The sequence below is a fragment of the Gemmatimonadota bacterium genome, assembly GCA_041390125.1.
GTDB lineage: Bacteria > Gemmatimonadota > Gemmatimonadetes > Longimicrobiales > Gaopeijiaceae > JAGQIF01.
In genome coordinates this window covers 47,522-64,130 of sequence record JAWKQN010000007.1, presented here as the reverse complement: position 1 = coordinate 64,130, position 16,609 = coordinate 47,522, and the positions used below count along the sequence as shown (strand labels likewise).

The window sequence follows — 16,609 nt, the reverse complement described above, 5'->3', positions numbered from 1 at the left end:
CCTCCCTCCGGGGGCCGCCCGCGGCTCCCACGTAGAAGGCTCGGGGATCCTGGGCCGCCGGGCCACCGTCAGGGCGGCGGGTCCGTCCCCTGACTTTGGTCGGGGGCTGCCCGGCCTCGCCAGACCCGCCCTGGGGTGGGCGCCCCGCCTCGGCTCAGGGCAGGCGGCTCCGGAACAGGTGGTCGGCCAGCGTCGAGACCAGGGGGGTCGCGATGGAGACGAGCGCCACGCCCAGCAGCCGCTCGCTACGGAAGCCGGACCGCTCGCCGTCCACGTAGACGGAGTAGCCCAACGCGGCCGGCAGGGCCGTCATGACCAGGCTGGGCAGCCACTTTCCCCGGGACCGGTCCGTCCGGCCCATCCAGCGTGCCCCCACGGTCGACGCCACCAGCGGAAGGGTGAGTGCCGCCAGACCGGCACCGGCGCCCGCGTCCTCCAGGCACCCCACCCCGGCGTCGGTCGTGCCGGGCAGGCAGCCCACCGCCGCCAGGCCGGCGAGGCTGCCCGCCAGGGCCCCCGCGGTCGCGCCCAGGAACGCGCGAGCCGTGGGGTGCCCCGACGGCTCGGCCGACCAGGCGTAGTTGGGGAAGCGCCCGTCCGTCTCCTGCACCTCCGCAGGCACGATGCCCGAGCGGCGGGTGTCGATCACGAGTACGCCGTGGGTGGCGCCGAAGCCGTAGCGTACCGCGCCCTGACTGGCCGGAACGTATTCGACGCGCTCCAGGTCCTGGACGCTGAGATCCCGCAGGAAGCGCGGGGCACCCGTCACGGGCAGGCCGTCGAGCACGATGAGCGGGTAGTTGCAGCCGGTGGTCCGGCTGCTCGACGCGCCGCGGAACTCGAGGCAGAGGAAACCGCCCCGTGCCTCCGACACTGAGGCGCTCGGGATGTAGCTCCGCACCAGGTCGCCGATATGCCGCGAACGCCCCGCGACGGATTCGATCATGTCGCGCGTGATCACGTTGGAGCGGGTGCTGGCGCTGCCCTCGCGGCGCAGGACCGACACGTCGATGGGCTCGAGCTGCAGCGCCCGCTGGGTCAGCGCCATCTGGAAGGCATGCTCGGTCCCGGCGCCGACGTTCATCGCATCGACATGCGTGCCGTAGGCGATGTGCTCGACGCGGACCGCGTGGGTCCCCGGCGGCACCGCGACGAAGCGGAACCGGCCGTCCGCGTCCGTGACCGTCCGGAGGCCGAGGTCGGGCAGCGAGACCGCGGCACCCTCGATGGGGTGTTCGGTGCGCGCGTCGATCAGGCGACCGAGCACACGAGGCGACGACTGGCCCTGGAGGAACGCACTGCTCAGGACGAAGAGCAGGCCGGTGAGGAAGATGCAGCGAGTCCGCATAGGCACGGAGGTGGCGCGGCCCCCGAGGCCGGGGGCCGCGCCGGGGTACCGCCTAGCTGAAGTTCGGGTTTGTGCGCTTCTCCACGTCCGGGACCGGCCAGCACTGCTGGTTCCCCATGGTCCCGACGCCGGGCTTGTAATACGCCGCGTTGTCAGGGATTACGTAGGGCACCGCGTGGCCGTTACGCCGGTAGTCGCCCATCTTCTTGCCTTCCAGCCAGAAGTCCCTGGCCCGCTGCGCCATCAGCTCGGCGAACACCTCCGTGGGATCCGTGGAGCTGAAGGCGCCCTGGTTCCCGATCGCGCGGCGCTCGTTGATGAGGTCGAGCTGGTCCTGCACGCTCCCGGTGGCCTCGGCGATGATGTACCGGGCCTCCAGACCCGATGCCAGCCGGATGTTCACGCCGTACCCGGGGAACTTGAGCTGACGGTAGAACTGCAGCTCGGAGTCCTGGGCCAGCCGGCCGGAATCGTCGTACTTGACACGGGTGTCCCCGCTGTCGGCGATGTCCCGGTACTCCGGGGGCACCACCAGCGATTGGCGGGAGGTCGTGAAGTCCCAGACCGTGTTCCCCAGACGACCGCGGTTGGCCGCGTCGTCTACGTAGCGAAGCTCGTAGACGAAGTCGGGATCCACCTGCGCGGCGGCGGCTGCGGCTTCGGCCTTGCGGCCCGCCTGCAGATGCGCGCGCGCAATCCCCACCAGGGCTGCCTGGGCCATGTCCGTCGCCTCGCTGCCGCCCGCCTGCAGGGCCTCGTTGCGGGCGAGCGTCAGCTTCTCCACGGCCCGGTCCAGCATCTGGGCCGTCGAGAGACGCGGCCCCGGCTCCTCCGGAGAGGACGCCACGGTGCCCTCGCAGAAGGTCTCCGCCATCAACACCATGGCGTAGCCCTCCGTGAAGGCGCCGATGGCCAGCGCCAGGCCGGGTGTGCCCTGCAAGGTCTGCACGACCTGCTCACCCGTCGACGCGGCGAGCGTGATGGGCGTCCACGTGTCCGTATTCAACGTGCCGTTGGTGTCATCGATGAAGCGGCGACCGAACTCGTTCCGGGTCGGGAACGTGTCGCCCACCCGCGCCTCGTGCGACCACCAGGCGGAGTACACGATGATGTTGCCGAAGGCGTCCACCAGGTTCTGGAAGGCGGAGCGGGCCAGGGTCAGCCCGTCCGCTTCGGGGTCGATGTTCGTGGCTTCCAACAGGTCCGGATCGGAGACCTGGAAGAAGCTGTCGCCACACCCCACGGCCGTCACGACGGCCAGGGCCGAGGCGATCCCGCGCATGCGAACTCTCATGGTAGGGTCCTCGTGGCTCAGTAGGTGAGGTTGACGCGGAACGTGAAGCGCCGCTCGGCCGGGACGGTGAAGAACTCCGTGGTGTTGGAGAACGTCGTCTCCGGATCCAGGCCGGAATAGTCCGTCCACGTATGCAGGTTGCGGCCCGACACCGTGAACATGGCGCTACGGGCGCGCAGCAGGCTCGCCACCGTCTCCGGCGCCGTCCAGGTCAGGGACACCTCACGCAGACGCGCGTAGCTCGCGTCCTCGATGTAGGCGCCGTTCACGTTGCCGAACGTCACGTTCTGGCCGCTCTCGTTCTTGAACGGCCCGAAGAAGCGCAGCCGCTCCTCGTCGGAGAGGATCTCGTTCTGGCGGTGCCAGCGCTCCGAGTTGCGGAACTGCCGGTCGCGGAACTGGAAGCCGTTGTTGTAGCGGTACACGTCCCCACGCAGGTCCATCTGGGCGTAGAGCGTGAAGTTGCTCAGGAAGTTCACCGTCGAGCTGAGCGTGCTCTCCCAGCCGGGCAGGGTGTTGCCCACGAACTCCAGCGTGTCGGAGACGATGGCCACGTTGTTGGCCACGTCCACGCTGCGTACCACGAACGTGTGGAACGAGCCCACCGGAGCCCCCTCACGCGTGCGCGACAGCGTCCCGAACGGCTCGATGTCGCCGAGGTCGACGACCTCGTTCTTGACGGTGGCCAACGTTCCCCGCAGCTCCCAGCCCAGGTTCTCCTGGGTGATCAGACGCGCAGAGGCCGCCACCTCGACACCGCGGTTGTTGACCTCGCCGATGTTCACGTACGGGTCCGTGTCGAACCCGAGGGACGGCGCGATCGGCCGCCGCAGGATGGCGTCGGTGGTGGTCTTGTTGAAGTACGTGAGCTCCAGGCTGAGCCGCTCGTCCAGCAGACCGGCCTCGAAGCCCAGCTCGTACTCCGTGCCGCGCTCCGGCTTGAGCTGGGTGTTGCCCGGATCGTTGGGCGTCACCCCCGGCTGCACCGACCCGTCCGACGTGAGCACGAACGGGTTCAGGTTGTACGTGGCCAGGGCGCCCTCCGTGGGCGAACGGCCCGTGGTGCCGAACGCACCGCGCACGCGCATGGTGCTGATGAGGTTGCCGATCCCGGAGTCCTGCCAGAACTCCTCTTCGGACAGCACGTAGGAGAAACCGACCTTCGGGCTGAAGAAGTACTGCGACTCCGCTCCGAACGCAGAGTTGCGATCCAGGCGGCCGGCCACCTGGACGAAGAACTTGTCCCGCCAGCTGGTCTGCACCTGTCCGAACACGCCGTTCGAGCGCGTCTCGCTGACGTTCTGATCGCCGGTCAGCGTGGACGCCGCGCCCACCGAGCGGGCCGAGTTGGCCACCAGGCCCTGGCCCGTCGCGAAGATGCGGTCACGGCTGGTGGCGATCATCTGCAGGCCCCAGGACAGGTCCGTGCGCAGCGTCTCCGACAGGTCCACCGCCAGGTTGCCCAGGTAGTCCACGGTCCAGCGGTTGGCGGTTTCGCGCGCCTCCTGGATCTGCCCCGAGTTCAGGATGTCGGAGCCGTACCAGGCGCCGTCGTTCTTGGGATAGAACTGCCACGCCGACGTACGGGTCAGGTCGGCGCCCAGGGTGAAGCGGTTGGTGAAGCTCTGGAAGGGAGACCAGTTCACCGCGATGCGGGGCTGGAAGCGGAAGGCGTCGTCGAAGTTCTCGATCTGGGCCCGTCCGTCGATGCCGCCCACGCCCGCGCCGGAGTAGAGCCCGTTGGCGACCGTGCCCACCGTGGTGGGGCTCCCCAGGAAGCCGGCGGCGACCATGCCGTACACCGAGTTGTCCGAGTGCGGCAGCCGGGTCTTGGTCTTGGTGACCCCGAAGCCACCCTCGATCCGGAACTCCGGATTGACGATGAAGTCGAAGTTGGACCGGAAGCTCAAGCGCTGGAATTGGTTGTTGGGGAGCGTGCCGTCCTCGTCGTCCGCGCTCGCCGAGATGAATACGCCGTAGTCCTGCCCGCCACCGCGCAGCGAGTAGCTGAGCCCGCGGCCCTGGCCGGGCTGGAAGACGTCCAGACGCTCGAGCGGGTTGTCGCTGACCAGCGTTCCCACCGCCTGACCGAAGCACAGCGTGCGGTTCGGATCCGCCACGTTGTTGGCCGAGCAGGTGGCGAAGTTGGCCGGCGAATCGAAGCTCGTCTCGAGGTTGGAGTACTCCGCCGAGATCGACTGCGTGAAGCCGCCCGACGCCCGTCCGCGCTTGGTGATGATGTTGATCACCCCCGCGGAGGCGTCCGCGCCGTACAGCGTGGCGGCCGCGGGGCCCTTGACCACCTCGATGGACTCGATGTCCTCGGGCGCGAGGTCGTTCATGCGGCTCACGCTCTGACCGAGCACGCTGTACACCTGATCCGAGCTCGAGTCCATCCGCACACCGTCGATGAAGACCAGCGGCTCGTTCGAGAGCGAGATGGAGGACTGCCCGCGGATGCGGATCCGCGGAGCCGTGCCGACCGAGCCGGAGCCGGTGTCCAGGTGCACGCCGGGCACCCGGGCCTGCAACAGCGTCTGCACGTTGTTGATGGGTGCCACCTCGGTCAGGCGGGCGGCGTCCACCTTCTCCACGACGGCAGCCTGGGCTCGTCGCTCCAGCCGCCCGGCCGTGCCGGTGACGACGACCTCCTCCAGGGAGATCGCCTGCTCCGTCAGCGTGAAGTCCTGACGCAGCGACGCACCCGCCGTGACAGTGATCTGCGCCGTCTCGGAGGAATACCCGATGCTCTGGGCCGTCAGGGTGACGGTGCCGGCCGGGATCACCAGCCGGTACACCCCGGCATCGTTGGTGAGCGTCCCGATGTTGCGGTCCGCCACGAAGACCTGGGCGCCGCGGACCGGCTCTCCGGTGCGGGAGCGTACGGTGCCGAAGACGGCACCGTCCTGCGCCTGGATTCCGCTCGGGATGAGCAGGAGCATCCAGGCCAACACCGTTCGAACACGGTTGTGTGACATGTCACTCTCCCCGTGAGGGTGTGGGTCGGGATCGACACCGCGCGGAGAGCGGCTCGGGAGACGGCGGGCACGAATTCGCCCGGAGGGTCCGTGGAACGGACCCCCGGCGCGGACCCCGGGTGGCCGAACCGATGTGGTTCGCCCTGGCCCCGGGCCCGGTGCGCCCGTCGGAGCGCGCCCACGATGCGGCGCGCGTCGGGTACGCCGTTCCACCACGCCCGAAGCGCGGAGACCGGATCCCGACCGACAAGGCGCGTACGCTCCGAACGGATGCCGGAAACGTAGCCCCCTCCCCTGGAAGACCCGGCAGCCCATCGGCCGCCGGCGGTGTCGCGGGCCCCCGGCACCGAGTGCGGATCGGGGTGGGACACGCGCGTGTTCCACCGAGGGGGCCCATGCGTCATGTATCAGCCGTGCTTCAAGTTTGCAAGAGTCCGGGGGCCGCCCCATGCTCCGGCATGCCATCCCACCTCCGACCGCCTGCGGCGGCCCTGCTCCTCGCGGCATCGGCGGCGCTCTCCGCCACGCCTCTCGCCGGCCAGGACGCCTGGTTCGCCCGCGACAAGGCCGAGCACTTCGTGGCCAGCGCCGTCATCGCCACGGGCGCCTACGCCTTCGCCATCCCGGTGTGGGACTGCAAGCGGCCGCGCGCCCTGTTCGGGGCGGGCGTGGCGTTGGGGGCGGGGCTCCTGAAGGAGTGGAGCGACGCCCGCGGTGGGGGTCAGGCGTCCTGGAAGGACCTCGCCTGGGACGTGCTGGGGGTGGCGAGCGGGCTGGCGGTCATGTGGGGGTTCGACGCCGCGCCGGGGTCCTGTCCCGCGGAAGGAGGTCCGGCCGGCGTGGAATCGTTTTCCGTCCCGGACCTGGGCGTCGTCGGGCCTGCCGGACCCCTGGCGCCCTGGCCGGGCCCCCTACCCCTGGGCCCAGGCATCGGGCGGCCCGAGGGCCTGCCTCGCCGCTGATCGGCCCTACGCCTCGGACGCGACCGACCGCCGCTCCACGGCACCCCGCTGGGCAAGTCCACCCCTACGGAAGAGCGACCTGCGACCGGCAGCCCTCAGCGCGGCGACACGAAGCGGATGGCCAGAACCCGGGCCCGCCGTTCGGCGGAGGTGCCCAGGATCGCCTCGGCCACGCGGGCACCGGTGGACGGCTCCTCGAAATCCTCGAGGATGATCGCATGCGCGCCGATCTCGGCGGCCTTCTTGCGCATCGCCTCCACGAACTGGGACTGGTCGTGCAGGTCGGCGTCCCCTTCCGCGTAGATCAGGGCGATCTTGACGAACTCCGCCTCGACGTCCGCCTCGTCCACGTAGACGACGATCTCCGCCTCCGGGACGGGAGGATACGAAGCCAGCGGATCCAGCATCACGGCGTTGGTGGTGACGCAGGCGGACAGCCCGACGAGGGCGAGGGACAGGGCTTTCGGGAGACGGTTCATGCGCGCGGATACCCGGCCGCGGGGCCGCTGGATCCTGCCCGTGGGGTACGGCGCGGCGTCACGCCGGACGCGGCGGGCTCCCCGCCAGCGCTGGGGCCAACAGCGCCGGGAGCACGCCTGCGGCCGGACCGCGCAACACGCGGTCGGCAAGCGCGTCCAGCGCCGTGGGCTCCGGGCCCACCACCACCACCCGTCCTCCCGCCGCCGCGGTGACGCGCGGCACGCTCGCGGCCGGCTCCACCAGGCCGCTCGTCCCCACCACCACACACACGTCGGCCGCCCCGGCCAGCGCGAACGCGCGCTCCAGGGTCTCCTGGGGGAGCAGCTCGCCGAACCACACGACAGCGGGACGCACGGGGCCCTCGCAGCGCGGACAGGTGGGCAGCGGCTCCTCCGGTCCCGGCCCTCCGAGTCGGGGCTCCTCCGAGCGCCAGGCGCAGCGGTGGCAGCGGTCGTGGGCGATCGAGCCGTGCAGCTCCAGCACCCCGCGCTCGGGACCGGGCTCGGCGCCGGCGGCCCGTAGCGCCCGTTCGTGGAGCCCATCCACGTTCTGGGTGACGACGTGCACGCCGGGGCGGGCCACCTGCAGCGTGGCGATCGCGCGGTGTGCGGCGTTGGGCGCGCACCCCGCCATGAGGCCGCGCCGCCACGTGTACCAGTCCCAGACCAGACGGGGGTCGCGCGCGAAGGCCTCCGGCGTGGCCAGATCCTCCGGACGCCAGCGGCGCCACAGACCCTCCGGTCCCCGGAAGGTGGGCACGCCGGACTCGGCGCTCACCCCGGCGCCGCTGAAGACCACGACGGTGCGCGCGGCGGCGATCCAGGCGGCGGGCTCGGTCGGATCCACGGCGGACGGCTCAAGCATGTGGGGGAGGCCGGCGGCTACCGCGCGAAGAAGGCGTGCGCGCCCGGATAATCCACCGTCACGCGGAACGTGCGCAGTGCGTTGCCCCCGAGCGCACCATCCACCGGACGGTCCATGAACTGCGCCATGTACTCGCGGAAGTTCCGGTCCGGCCGCTCCGTGAACCAGACGGGCCCGGTCTCGAAGCCGGCCACCCGGACCACCGGGACGCGGACCAGGCGCGAGCCCGCGACGTTGCGATCTCCGTCGGGGATCCAGGCCCAGTCCGGATGGCGCGTCAGCCAACGATCCAGCACCGACGTGGTGATGAAGCTGGTGCCGCGCTCGCGCGGACCCTCGGCGCCGAGCGCCGCCCAGGCCGAGTCCGTGAGGGACACCGTGGCCCCCGTGTCGAAGAGCAGGTCGAGCGAGTCGCCGTCGATCTCGACCCGGATGCGAGGGAACGAGAGCGTGCGCGCCCCGGTCGAATCCGCCTGGAAGGCGAGCGGGACGGCCGTGCCCGTGGCAGCGGCTTCATCGTGCAGGACGAGCGTCTGCCGGGGATAGTCGAACGTCCACACGCGGTCTGCGAACCACGCCTGGCCCAGCATCCCGTCCACGTCGAACGGTGGCGCTTCCTGCGGGCGGAACACGGGAACCCGACCCTCCGGGACGCCCCGCGGGTCGGGAAACGCGGAATCGGCGGCCACCGCGCTCAGGCGCACGGCGGAGGAGTCCCCGAGCCCCACCCGATCGGCCGCCTCACCCAGGAGGAAGAGGCCTCCGCCCGTGTCGGTGTAGAAGGTCAGCGTGTCGCCCGTGACGGCGAGCGGAAGGCGGAGATGGATGCGGTCGGCGGCGAACGTCACCGGCAGCGCGCGACCCTCCGGCACCGCCCCGGCGGAGGAGCCCGCGTCGTCCTGCGGACCGCAGCCCGCCACGATCGTCAGCAACGCCGCGACGCGCCACGCGGCGCTCCCGGTCCGTGCCCCCATGTCTTCCCGTCCCCCGTCGCAGTCCGCTCGTCCGCAGCGGGCGGCTGCTGTCGATGACCACCCCCCACCGGGATCGTGTGCCGGCTCCATCCGTGGGTCAACCCGTCGGGGCTCGCGGCGCCCCCGGCCCGCACGCACCTTGGGGACGTGTGGCCCCCGCCCGTTCCGCGGCGGCCGCGTCACTCCAGCACCGGATCGGCCCCGTCTTGCGTACGCGTACCTCCCTGCTCCCGCTCCTCGTCGTGGTCCTGGCCCCCGCCTCCCTCACCGCACAGGCGGGAGGACCGTCCGCGGCGGCGACGGATCGGCCCTCCATGCCCGCCACCCGGGTGGAGGGCTCCATCCGGGTGGACGGCATCCTGGACGAAGCCGTGTGGGCGGAGGCGCCCTCCTTCCGCGGCTTCATCCAGAAGGAGCCCGTCGAAGGCGCGCCCGCCCTCAACGACTCCGAGGTCTGGATCGTCTACGACGACGAGGCCGTGTACGTGGGAGCCCGGCTGTACGACAGCGCGCCGTCCTCCATCGCGCGCAACATGATCCGACGCGACTCGGAGTACAACGGGCAGTTCGACTACTTCGAGGTGATGTTCGATCCCAACCTGGACCGGCGCACCGGGTATCGGTTCCGGGTGAGCGCGGCCAACGTGCAGACCGACCGCTACCTGTTCGACGACGGCGGCGAGGACCAGGCTTGGGATGCGGTATGGAGCTCGGGCGTCACCATCGCTCCGGACGGTTGGCACGTGGAGATGCGCATCCCGCTGTCCCAGATGCGCTACGAGCAGCGCGACGGTGTGCAGACCTGGGGCATCAACTTCGGGCGCCGGCGGGCGGCGGACAACGAGCTGACGCGCTTCGCGCTCGAGTCCAAGCTGCAGCCGGGGCGCGTCAGCCAGTTCGGGCTGCTCGAAGGCATCCGGGTGGCGTCGGCGCCACGCCGGGTCGAGCTGCGGCCGTACGTGCTGACGCGGGCGCGTCACCAGCCCACCGTGGACGGCAATCCCTTCGTCGATCCGTCCGCCTTCGGCGGACAGGTGGGGGTGGACCTGCGCTACGGCCTGGGCTCGCAGTTCACGCTCGACGCCACGCTCAATCCCGACTTCGGCCAGGTCGAGGTGGATCCGGCCGTCATCAACCTCACCGCGTTCGAGGTGTTCTTCGAGGAGCGCCGCCCCTTCTTCGTGGAGGACGCGCGCATCTTCGACTTCGATCTCTCGGGTGGCGGAAACCGCGTCTTCTACTCCCGCCGCATCGGTCGCGCCCCGCAGGGGTCGGCCCCGCCCGGCGCGGACTTCGTGGATGTCCCGGAGTCGGCCACCATCCTGGCCGCGGCCAAGCTGACCGGACGCACCCAGCGGGGCCTGTCCATCGGTGCCATGGCGGCGCTGACGGGACGCGAGACCGGGCAGGCGTTCTTCACGGATACGCGCTCGACCGAGCGCTTCGTGGCCGAGCCGCGCGGCGTGGAAGGCGTGGTCCGCGTGAGTCAGGACCTCAACGGTGGGCTGTCGCGCGTGGGCGGGCTGTTCACGGCGCTCCAGCGCGATCTGCCCGGGGACGGCAGCCTCGACGACCTGCCCACCCAGGCGTTCGGGGGCGGTGTCGACTTCGAGCACAACTGGTCGGAGCGCACCTGGGCGCTGTGGGGCTTCGCGGCCGGCAGTCACGTCCGCGGGGACTCCCTCGCGCTGCTCCGCGTCCAGCGCTCGTCCAACCACTACCTGCAACGCCCGGACCTCGATTGGTCGACGCTCGACGCCGACCGCACGTCGTTGACCGGTGCCGAGTGGCGCCTGCAGTTCGAGAAGCGACGTGGGCGCTGGACGGGAGCGCTCTGGGGCGCGCAGGTCACCTCCGGATTCGAGGTCAACGACCTGGGGTTCAGCCGCAGCCGCGAGCGGCTCGACGGCGGCGCGCGCGTGAGCCTCCAGGACGTGATCCCGGGCGCCTGGTTCCGGAACTGGTCGGTGACGGCGAGCACCTTCCACAACTGGAGCCACGAGGCCCTGCGCCACCCGCTGGAGTGGGGCTCGTGGAGGGGCGCGCACACCGCGGGCTCGTTCTCCCTCAGCGGCAACGTCACCCTGAACAACTTCTGGACCGTCAACGCCAGCTCCCGCTACAACCCGGAGAACATGAGCCGCGTGGCGACCCGCGGCGGTCCGCGCATGCGCGAGCCGGCGCTGTGGGGTGGGAGCCTGGGGATCCGCACGGACAACCGCCGGGCGGTGACGCTGGCTCCGCGCATCGACGTCTCCAAGGGCCTGGAGGACTCCATGGAGGCGCTGGCGGTGAGCGCCTCGCTCTCCCTGCAACCGTCCTCCCAGCTCCAGATCGAGCTGGAGCCCGCGTTCGAGCGCTCGCGTCAGGCCGCGCAATACGTGCTCACGACCGCGGTGCTGCCCTGGGCTCCGACCTACGGGAACCGCTATCTCTTCGCCGACCTGGACCAGCGCACCGTGTCCATGGAGACGCGCCTCAACTGGACGTTCACCCCGCAGCTCACGCTGCAGCTGTTCGCGCAGCCGTTGCTCTCCGCGGCGGACTACGTGCGCTACAAGCAGCTCGCGGCGTCGGAGACCTTCGCGTTCGATGCGTTCGCCGAAGGCACGGCCCGCGTCGGCACCACTGGTACGCTCTGCGAGGGCGGCCGTACCTGCGAGGATGCGGACCACCGGCGCTACGTCGACCTCGACGGGGACGGCCGCTCGGATCTCGACTTCCGGGACCGCGACTTCAACCTGCGTTCGCTCCGGGCCAACGCCGTGCTGCGCTGGGAGTATCGTCCGGGCTCCACGCTGTTCTTCGTGTGGCAGCGCAGCCAGACGGAGCTGGTGGACACCGGGGACTTCGACTTCGGCCGCGACGTACGCGCGCTCGGGCGCGCGGCCGCGGACGACACCTTCATCGTCAAGATGAACCTCTGGCTCTCCCTCTGACCGGAGCGATGCGATGATCTCCACGCGCGTGCCTGCGACCCTGCTGCTCCTCCTGCCGCTCGCCTGCAGCCCCGCGCCCGCGCCGAGCGCGCCCGGCGCCGCAGCCGTCTTCGCGGGCGCGAGCGGCCGCTGGGTGGACCTGACCCATCCCTTCTCCGAGGACGCGATCTACTGGCCCACCGCCCGGGCCTTCGAGTTGGACACGGTGTCGTTCGGCGACACGCCGGGCGGCTGGTTCTACTCCGCGTTCGACTTCCGCGCAGCGGAGCACGGGGGAACGCACCTGGACGCCCCCATCCACTTCGCCGAGGGACGGCAGGCCGCCGACGAGATCCCCTTGGACCGCCTCATCGGAGCGGCCGCGGTCGTGGACATCTCCGCGCGCGCGGACGCCGACGCCCAGGTCGAGGTGGCCGACCTGGAGGCCTGGGAGGCGGAGCACGGACCGCTCCCGCCGCGCGTGATCCTGCTGCTGCGGACGGGCTGGAGCAGCCGCTACGACGACCGGGTCGCCTACCTGGGCACCGACGTGACCGGGCCGGAGGCCGTGCCCCTCCTCCACTTCCCGGGGCTGCACCCCGACGCTGCGCGTTGGCTGGTGGAGCAACGGGACGTCGCAGCGGTGGGCATCGACACCCCCAGCATCGATTACGGGCAGTCGCAGGGGTTCGAGAGCCACCGGATCCTGTACGACGCCGACATCCCGGGCTTCGAGAACGTGGCGGGGCTGGAGCAGCTGCCGGCACAGGGCGCCTTCGTGGTGGCGCTCCCGATGAAGATCGCGGGCGGCAGCGGCGGTCCGTTGCGCATCGTGGCCTTCGTGCCGCAGCGTACCTGAGCGGCCGATGAAGAAGGTCCTGGCCGTCCTGGTCGCGGTGCCGGCCCTCCTGGTGGGCGTCGCGCTCGTGCGCGCGCTGACGCTGCGTCCGGATCCGCCGCCCACGGTGGAGGCGGTGGAGATCCCTGTGGACGAGCGGGCCGTGGCGGAGCGGCTGGCCCGCGCGCTCACGTATCCCACCGTGTCGCCGCTGCCGCCCGCCGAGCCGGACTCGGCCGCCTTCCGCGCCTTCCACGCCTTCCTGGAGGAGACCTTCCCCCGTGTGCACGGCACCCTGGCCCGCGAGACCATCGGCGGGCTGGGCCTGCTCTACCGTTGGGAGGGCACGTCCGAGGCCGCCCCCGTGGTGCTGATGGGCCATCAGGACGTGGTGCCCGTGCTGGCCGGGACCGAGTCCGACTGGGAGCACCCGCCCTTCGGGGGCGTCATCGCGGACGGATGGGTGTGGGGTCGGGGCGCGCTGGACGACAAGGCCACGGTGCTGGGCATCCTGGAGGCGGTCGAGGCGCTCCTGGCCGAGGGGTGGGCCCCGCCGCGCACGCTGTGGCTGGCCTTCGGCCACGACGAAGAGATCGGCGGGCACAACGGCGCGCGGGCCATCGCGGAGCTGCTGGCCGCCCGGGGCGAGGCGCCCGCGCTGGTGCTGGACGAGGGCGGCACGGTGCTGCCCGGCTTTCCGGGCGTCGACCCGCCCGTGGCGCTGGTCGGCATCTCGGAGAAGGGCTACCTGAGCCTCGAGCTGACCGCCCAGGGTCTCGGGGGCCATTCCTCCAGCCCGCCCCCGCAGACCGCCATCGGCATCGTCGCCGCGGCCGTGACCCGCCTGGAGGCGGACCCGTTCCCGCTGGCGCTGGATGGGACCGGCGCCCTGCTCTTCGAGCGTCTCGCGCCCCACATGGGCCTCGGCGGGCGGCTGCTCCTGGGGAACCGCTGGCTCTTCGGACCCGTCCTGGCCCCGCTGCTGGGCCGCTCCGGCGAGGTGTCGGCCCTGCTCCGCACCACCACCGCCGCGACGGTCTTCCAGTCCGGGGAGAAGGACAACGTCCTGCCGATCGAGGCCCGGGCCGTCGTCAACTTCCGGATCCGGCCGGGCGAGACGGTCGAGAGCGTCACGGCCCGCGTGCGCGACGTCATCGACGACGACCGCGTCAGGGTCCGTCCGCTGGAGAGCGCGCGGGACCCCTCGCCGGTGTCCGATCCCGACTCGGAAGCCTTCGCGCTGCTGGCGCGCACCATCCACGAGGTCATCGGCACCGACGTGGTGGTCACGCCCTACGTGGTGCCCGGGGGAACCGACGCCTGGTACTACGGGGCCCGTTCCGCGAACGTGTTCCGGTTCCTGCCGATCCGGTTCGAGATGGAGGACCTGGCGCGCATGCACGGAACCGGGGAGCGCATCGCCGTCGCGGAGTACGCGCAGGCGGTCCGCTTCTTCCGACGACTGATCCAGAACACGGAGCACCTCCCTTGGACCTGAACGCCCTCGGCAATCTGGGCGAATTCATCGGCGCGATCGGCGTGATCGTCTCGTTGATCTACGTCAGTGTGCAGTTGAAACAGAACACCAAAGCGGTTCGCGCCTCCTCCTACCAGGAGATCTCGCACAACAGCCTCGAGCTTCTCTCCCTGATCATCTCCGACCCCGACATGGCCGACATCTGGGGTCGCGGCCTCGACCACGGCGCGGAGGCGCTGGACCCGGTGGAGCACTTCCGCTGGCACTCGATGCTGCTCGCGACGTTCCGCCACTGGGACAACCTGTACTACCAGTACCGCAACGGGATGCTGGAGAAGGAGCTCTGGAAGAGCTACCGCTTCATGATCCGCTCCTACCTGGTGCGTCCCGGCTTCCGCGACTGGTGGCTCCAGCACCAGGACGCGTTCTCCGAGAGCCTGCAGCAGCTGATGCGGGGCTGGATCAACACGCTCGACCACGCCGCCACCCGCGAGATGAGCTTCCACCCGGCGGCCGAGGACGAGTGAGTCCGGCCCCGGCCCGCAACCAGGGCGGATCCGGTCCGGAGCCGCTCGCGGAGGCGCGGGCCGCGGCGGAGGCCCGGCTCACGGAGCGGCGGGCCGAGCATGCGACCCTGGAGTCGCGTGAGCTCGGGTGGGCCAATGCATCGGCCGCGCTGCTGCTGGGCGGACTGCTGCTCGCGCTGCTGGCCGCCGTCGGCGTCGTGCCTCTCCCCGCCGGTGGCGTGTTGGCCATCACGATCCTGGGGCTCGTCCCGCTGGTCGTGGTCCGGCGCCGGTGGAGCGGCCGTCGCATCCGGCGCGGCTACGCGGTCGACTGGCTGGAGCGCGCCCGCGCCCGCCTGGACGAGCAGTTCGACTTCGGCCAGGCGGACGGCACGGCGTACCTGGAGCGCACGCACGCGTTCGCGTACGACCTGGCGGTGTTCGGAGCGGGATCGCTCTTCCAGCGGGTGAACGCCTGCCACACCGTGCTCGGGCGCGACGCCCTGGCCGCCTGGCTGGCGGACGATCGGCCGCGTCCCGACCTGAGCGCGCGCGCCGGCGCGGTACGGGAGCTGCTCGAGCGCCCTACCGACCGGGAAGCGCTGGAGATCGAGTTGCGGGCCCTGGCCGAATCCGGGGCCCGTCACCCGGCGGACCTGCTGGCGGCCCGCACCCGCGCGCTGGTGGCGTGGGGGGCCGATCCGGTACAGGACGCGGACGCCGGGGCCGCGGAGCGGATCCTCACCCTCGTGCTGCCGCTCACGGCGCTCGCCGGCGCGGCGCTGACCCTGGTCTTCGGCTGGCACTGGCTCTGGGCGCTGGGGCCGTACCTCGTGAACGTCTTCTACGCACGGCGCTTCCGGGATCTGGACGCGCTCACCGACCGCTTCACGGGCGTGGCGGATACGTTGTCTGCGTGGACCCGGGTGCTGGAGACCGTCGCGACCCTGTCCTTCCGCTCGCCGCTGTTGTCGGAGACCATCGCGTCCGTGGCGGACCCCGGCTCACCCGCGCCGGCGGCCGTCGCCGAGCTCCAGCGCGCCGTACACCGCCTCGCCCAACGGCAGAACGCCTACTGGGCGCTGACGGGCAACGTGCTCCTGCTGAGCGACGTGCGGGCCCGCCGCGCGCTGCTGCGCTGGAAGGCCCGGCACGGCAGCGAGCTGGGCGCCTGGATGGGCGCCGTCGCAGGCCTGGAGACGCTGCTGTCCCTGACCACCTGGGCCGAGGCCACGCCGGACGCCACCTGGCCGGTCTGCGATCCGGCGGGGCCCCTGCTGGACGCGACCGCCCTGGCGCACCCGCTCCTGCCCCGCGCAGCGCGCGTTTCCAACGACGTGCAGCTCCTGGAGGAAGGCGCGCTGGTGGTGGTCACCGGCTCCAACATGAGCGGCAAGAGCACCTGGCTGCGTTCGGCCGGGTTGGCGGTGGTGCTGGCCCGCGCCGGCCTTCCGGTTCCCGCCACCCACCTCCGTCTGCGGCCGCTGTCGGTGGTCACCTCCATGAACGTGGAGGACTCCCTGCGCAGCGGTCTGTCCCGCTTCCACGCCGAGGTCCGCCGCCTGCGCTTCTGCCTGGATACGGCCGCGGCGCCGGGTCCCACGCTCGTGCTCCTGGACGAGATCCTGTCGGGGACCAACTCCCGGGAGCGGCACGCCGGCACCGTCGCGGTGCTGAAGCGCCTCGTGACGGGCCCGACCGCGACGCTGGTCTCCACCCACGACCTCAGCCTGGCCGCCCTCGCGGACGATCCGACGGTGGATGCGCGGGTGGTCCATTTCACGGACGCGGTGATGGACGGCCAGATGACCTTCGACTACCGCCTGCGCGAAGGGCCGCTCCCGAGCACCAACGCGCTGGAGGTCATGCGGCTCGAGGGCATCGAGGTCGACGAGGAGGGCTGAGCGGGTCGTCGCTCCCGTAGGCCGGGACGAGCAGACCCCACCCCCATCCACCGCCCCGTTCCGGAC

12 protein-coding genes are annotated in these 16,609 nt (G+C 71.5%); 6 read left to right on the top strand and 6 right to left on the bottom strand.

The genetic code is table 11. The annotated features are described in order from the left end of the window. Positions 1-154: 154 nt before the first annotated feature. From R3E98_08260 to R3E98_08250, 3 genes are read right to left on the bottom strand one after another with little or no spacing between them, the layout of a single operon-like run. Positions 155-1,348 (bottom strand): TonB-dependent receptor, encoded by a 1,194-nt coding sequence (locus tag R3E98_08260; GenBank protein ID MEZ4423386.1) that lies wholly within the window; start codon positions 1,346-1,348, stop codon positions 155-157. A gap of 52 nt (positions 1,349-1,400) precedes the next feature. Continuing rightward, a complete protein-coding gene (locus R3E98_08255) occupies positions 1,401-2,642 on the bottom strand; it encodes a hypothetical protein (GenBank protein MEZ4423385.1) in 1,242 nt (413 codons plus the stop codon). A 17-nt stretch (positions 2,643-2,659) separates the two neighbouring features. After that, positions 2,660-5,620: a SusC/RagA family TonB-linked outer membrane protein gene (locus R3E98_08250; GenBank protein ID MEZ4423384.1), complete on the bottom strand. Its 2,961-nt coding sequence runs from the start codon at positions 5,618-5,620 to the stop codon at positions 2,660-2,662. 458 nt (positions 5,621-6,078) lie between these two features. On the opposite strand from R3E98_08250, the gene R3E98_08245 reads away from it, so the two are divergent. Beyond that, positions 6,079-6,582 (top strand): hypothetical protein, encoded by a 504-nt coding sequence (locus tag R3E98_08245; GenBank protein MEZ4423383.1) that lies wholly within the window; start codon positions 6,079-6,081, stop codon positions 6,580-6,582. 95 nt (positions 6,583-6,677) lie between these two features. Here the strand turns inward: R3E98_08245 and R3E98_08240 are convergent, their stop codons facing one another. Genes R3E98_08240 through R3E98_08230 form a run of 3 tightly spaced genes read right to left on the bottom strand, consistent with a single transcriptional unit; the run spans position 6,678 to position 8,900 of the window. Continuing rightward, on the bottom strand, positions 6,678-7,061 hold the full coding sequence (locus tag R3E98_08240) for a hypothetical protein (GenBank protein MEZ4423382.1): 384 nt from the start codon (positions 7,059-7,061) through the stop codon (positions 6,678-6,680). A gap of 58 nt (positions 7,062-7,119) precedes the next feature. After that, a complete protein-coding gene (locus tag R3E98_08235; protein ID MEZ4423381.1) occupies positions 7,120-7,926 on the bottom strand; it encodes an NAD-dependent deacylase in 807 nt (268 codons plus the stop codon). A gap of 17 nt (positions 7,927-7,943) precedes the next feature. Further along, positions 7,944-8,900, bottom strand: coding sequence for a hypothetical protein (locus R3E98_08230; GenBank protein ID MEZ4423380.1), 957 nt, complete (start codon positions 8,898-8,900; stop codon positions 7,944-7,946). A 206-nt stretch (positions 8,901-9,106) separates the two neighbouring features. On the opposite strand from R3E98_08230, the gene R3E98_08225 reads away from it, so the two are divergent. From R3E98_08225 to R3E98_08205, 5 genes are read left to right on the top strand one after another with little or no spacing between them, the layout of a single operon-like run. Continuing rightward, positions 9,107-11,839, top strand: coding sequence for a DUF5916 domain-containing protein (locus tag R3E98_08225; GenBank protein MEZ4423379.1), 2,733 nt, complete (start codon positions 9,107-9,109; stop codon positions 11,837-11,839). 13 nt (positions 11,840-11,852) lie between these two features. After that, on the top strand, positions 11,853-12,677 hold the full coding sequence (locus R3E98_08220; protein MEZ4423378.1) for a cyclase family protein: 825 nt from the start codon (positions 11,853-11,855) through the stop codon (positions 12,675-12,677). 7 nt (positions 12,678-12,684) lie between these two features. Continuing rightward, on the top strand, positions 12,685-14,154 hold the full coding sequence (locus tag R3E98_08215) for a M20 family peptidase (protein ID MEZ4423377.1): 1,470 nt from the start codon (positions 12,685-12,687) through the stop codon (positions 14,152-14,154). Further along, a complete protein-coding gene (locus R3E98_08210) occupies positions 14,145-14,660 on the top strand; it encodes a hypothetical protein (GenBank protein MEZ4423376.1) in 516 nt (171 codons plus the stop codon). The genes R3E98_08215 and R3E98_08210 overlap by 10 nt, the downstream gene beginning before the upstream one ends. After that, entirely contained in the window at positions 14,657-16,543 is a 1,887-nt protein-coding gene (locus R3E98_08205) for a hypothetical protein (protein ID MEZ4423375.1), read from the top strand. Before R3E98_08210 ends, R3E98_08205 begins: the two co-directional genes overlap by 4 nt. Positions 16,544-16,609: the final 66 nt, after the last annotated feature.

Excerpts from the sequence above, each read along its gene's own strand:
- R3E98_08260 (MEZ4423386.1), bottom strand. The coding sequence starts at position 1,348 with ATGCGGACTCGCTGCATCTTCCTCACCGGCCTGCTCTTCGTCCTGAGC.
- R3E98_08255 (MEZ4423385.1), bottom strand. The coding sequence starts at position 2,642 with ATGAGAGTTCGCATGCGCGGGATCGCCTCGGCCCTGGCCGTCGTGACG.
- R3E98_08250 (MEZ4423384.1), bottom strand. The coding sequence starts at position 5,620 with ATGTCACACAACCGTGTTCGAACGGTGTTGGCCTGGATGCTCCTGCTC.
- R3E98_08245 (MEZ4423383.1), top strand. The coding sequence starts at position 6,079 with ATGCCATCCCACCTCCGACCGCCTGCGGCGGCCCTGCTCCTCGCGGCA.
- R3E98_08240 (MEZ4423382.1), bottom strand. The coding sequence starts at position 7,061 with ATGAACCGTCTCCCGAAAGCCCTGTCCCTCGCCCTCGTCGGGCTGTCC.
- R3E98_08235 (MEZ4423381.1), bottom strand. The coding sequence starts at position 7,926 with ATGCTTGAGCCGTCCGCCGTGGATCCGACCGAGCCCGCCGCCTGGATC.
- R3E98_08230 (MEZ4423380.1), bottom strand. The coding sequence starts at position 8,900 with ATGGGGGCACGGACCGGGAGCGCCGCGTGGCGCGTCGCGGCGTTGCTG.
- R3E98_08220 (MEZ4423378.1), top strand. The coding sequence starts at position 11,853 with ATGATCTCCACGCGCGTGCCTGCGACCCTGCTGCTCCTCCTGCCGCTC.
- R3E98_08215 (MEZ4423377.1), top strand. The coding sequence starts at position 12,685 with ATGAAGAAGGTCCTGGCCGTCCTGGTCGCGGTGCCGGCCCTCCTGGTG.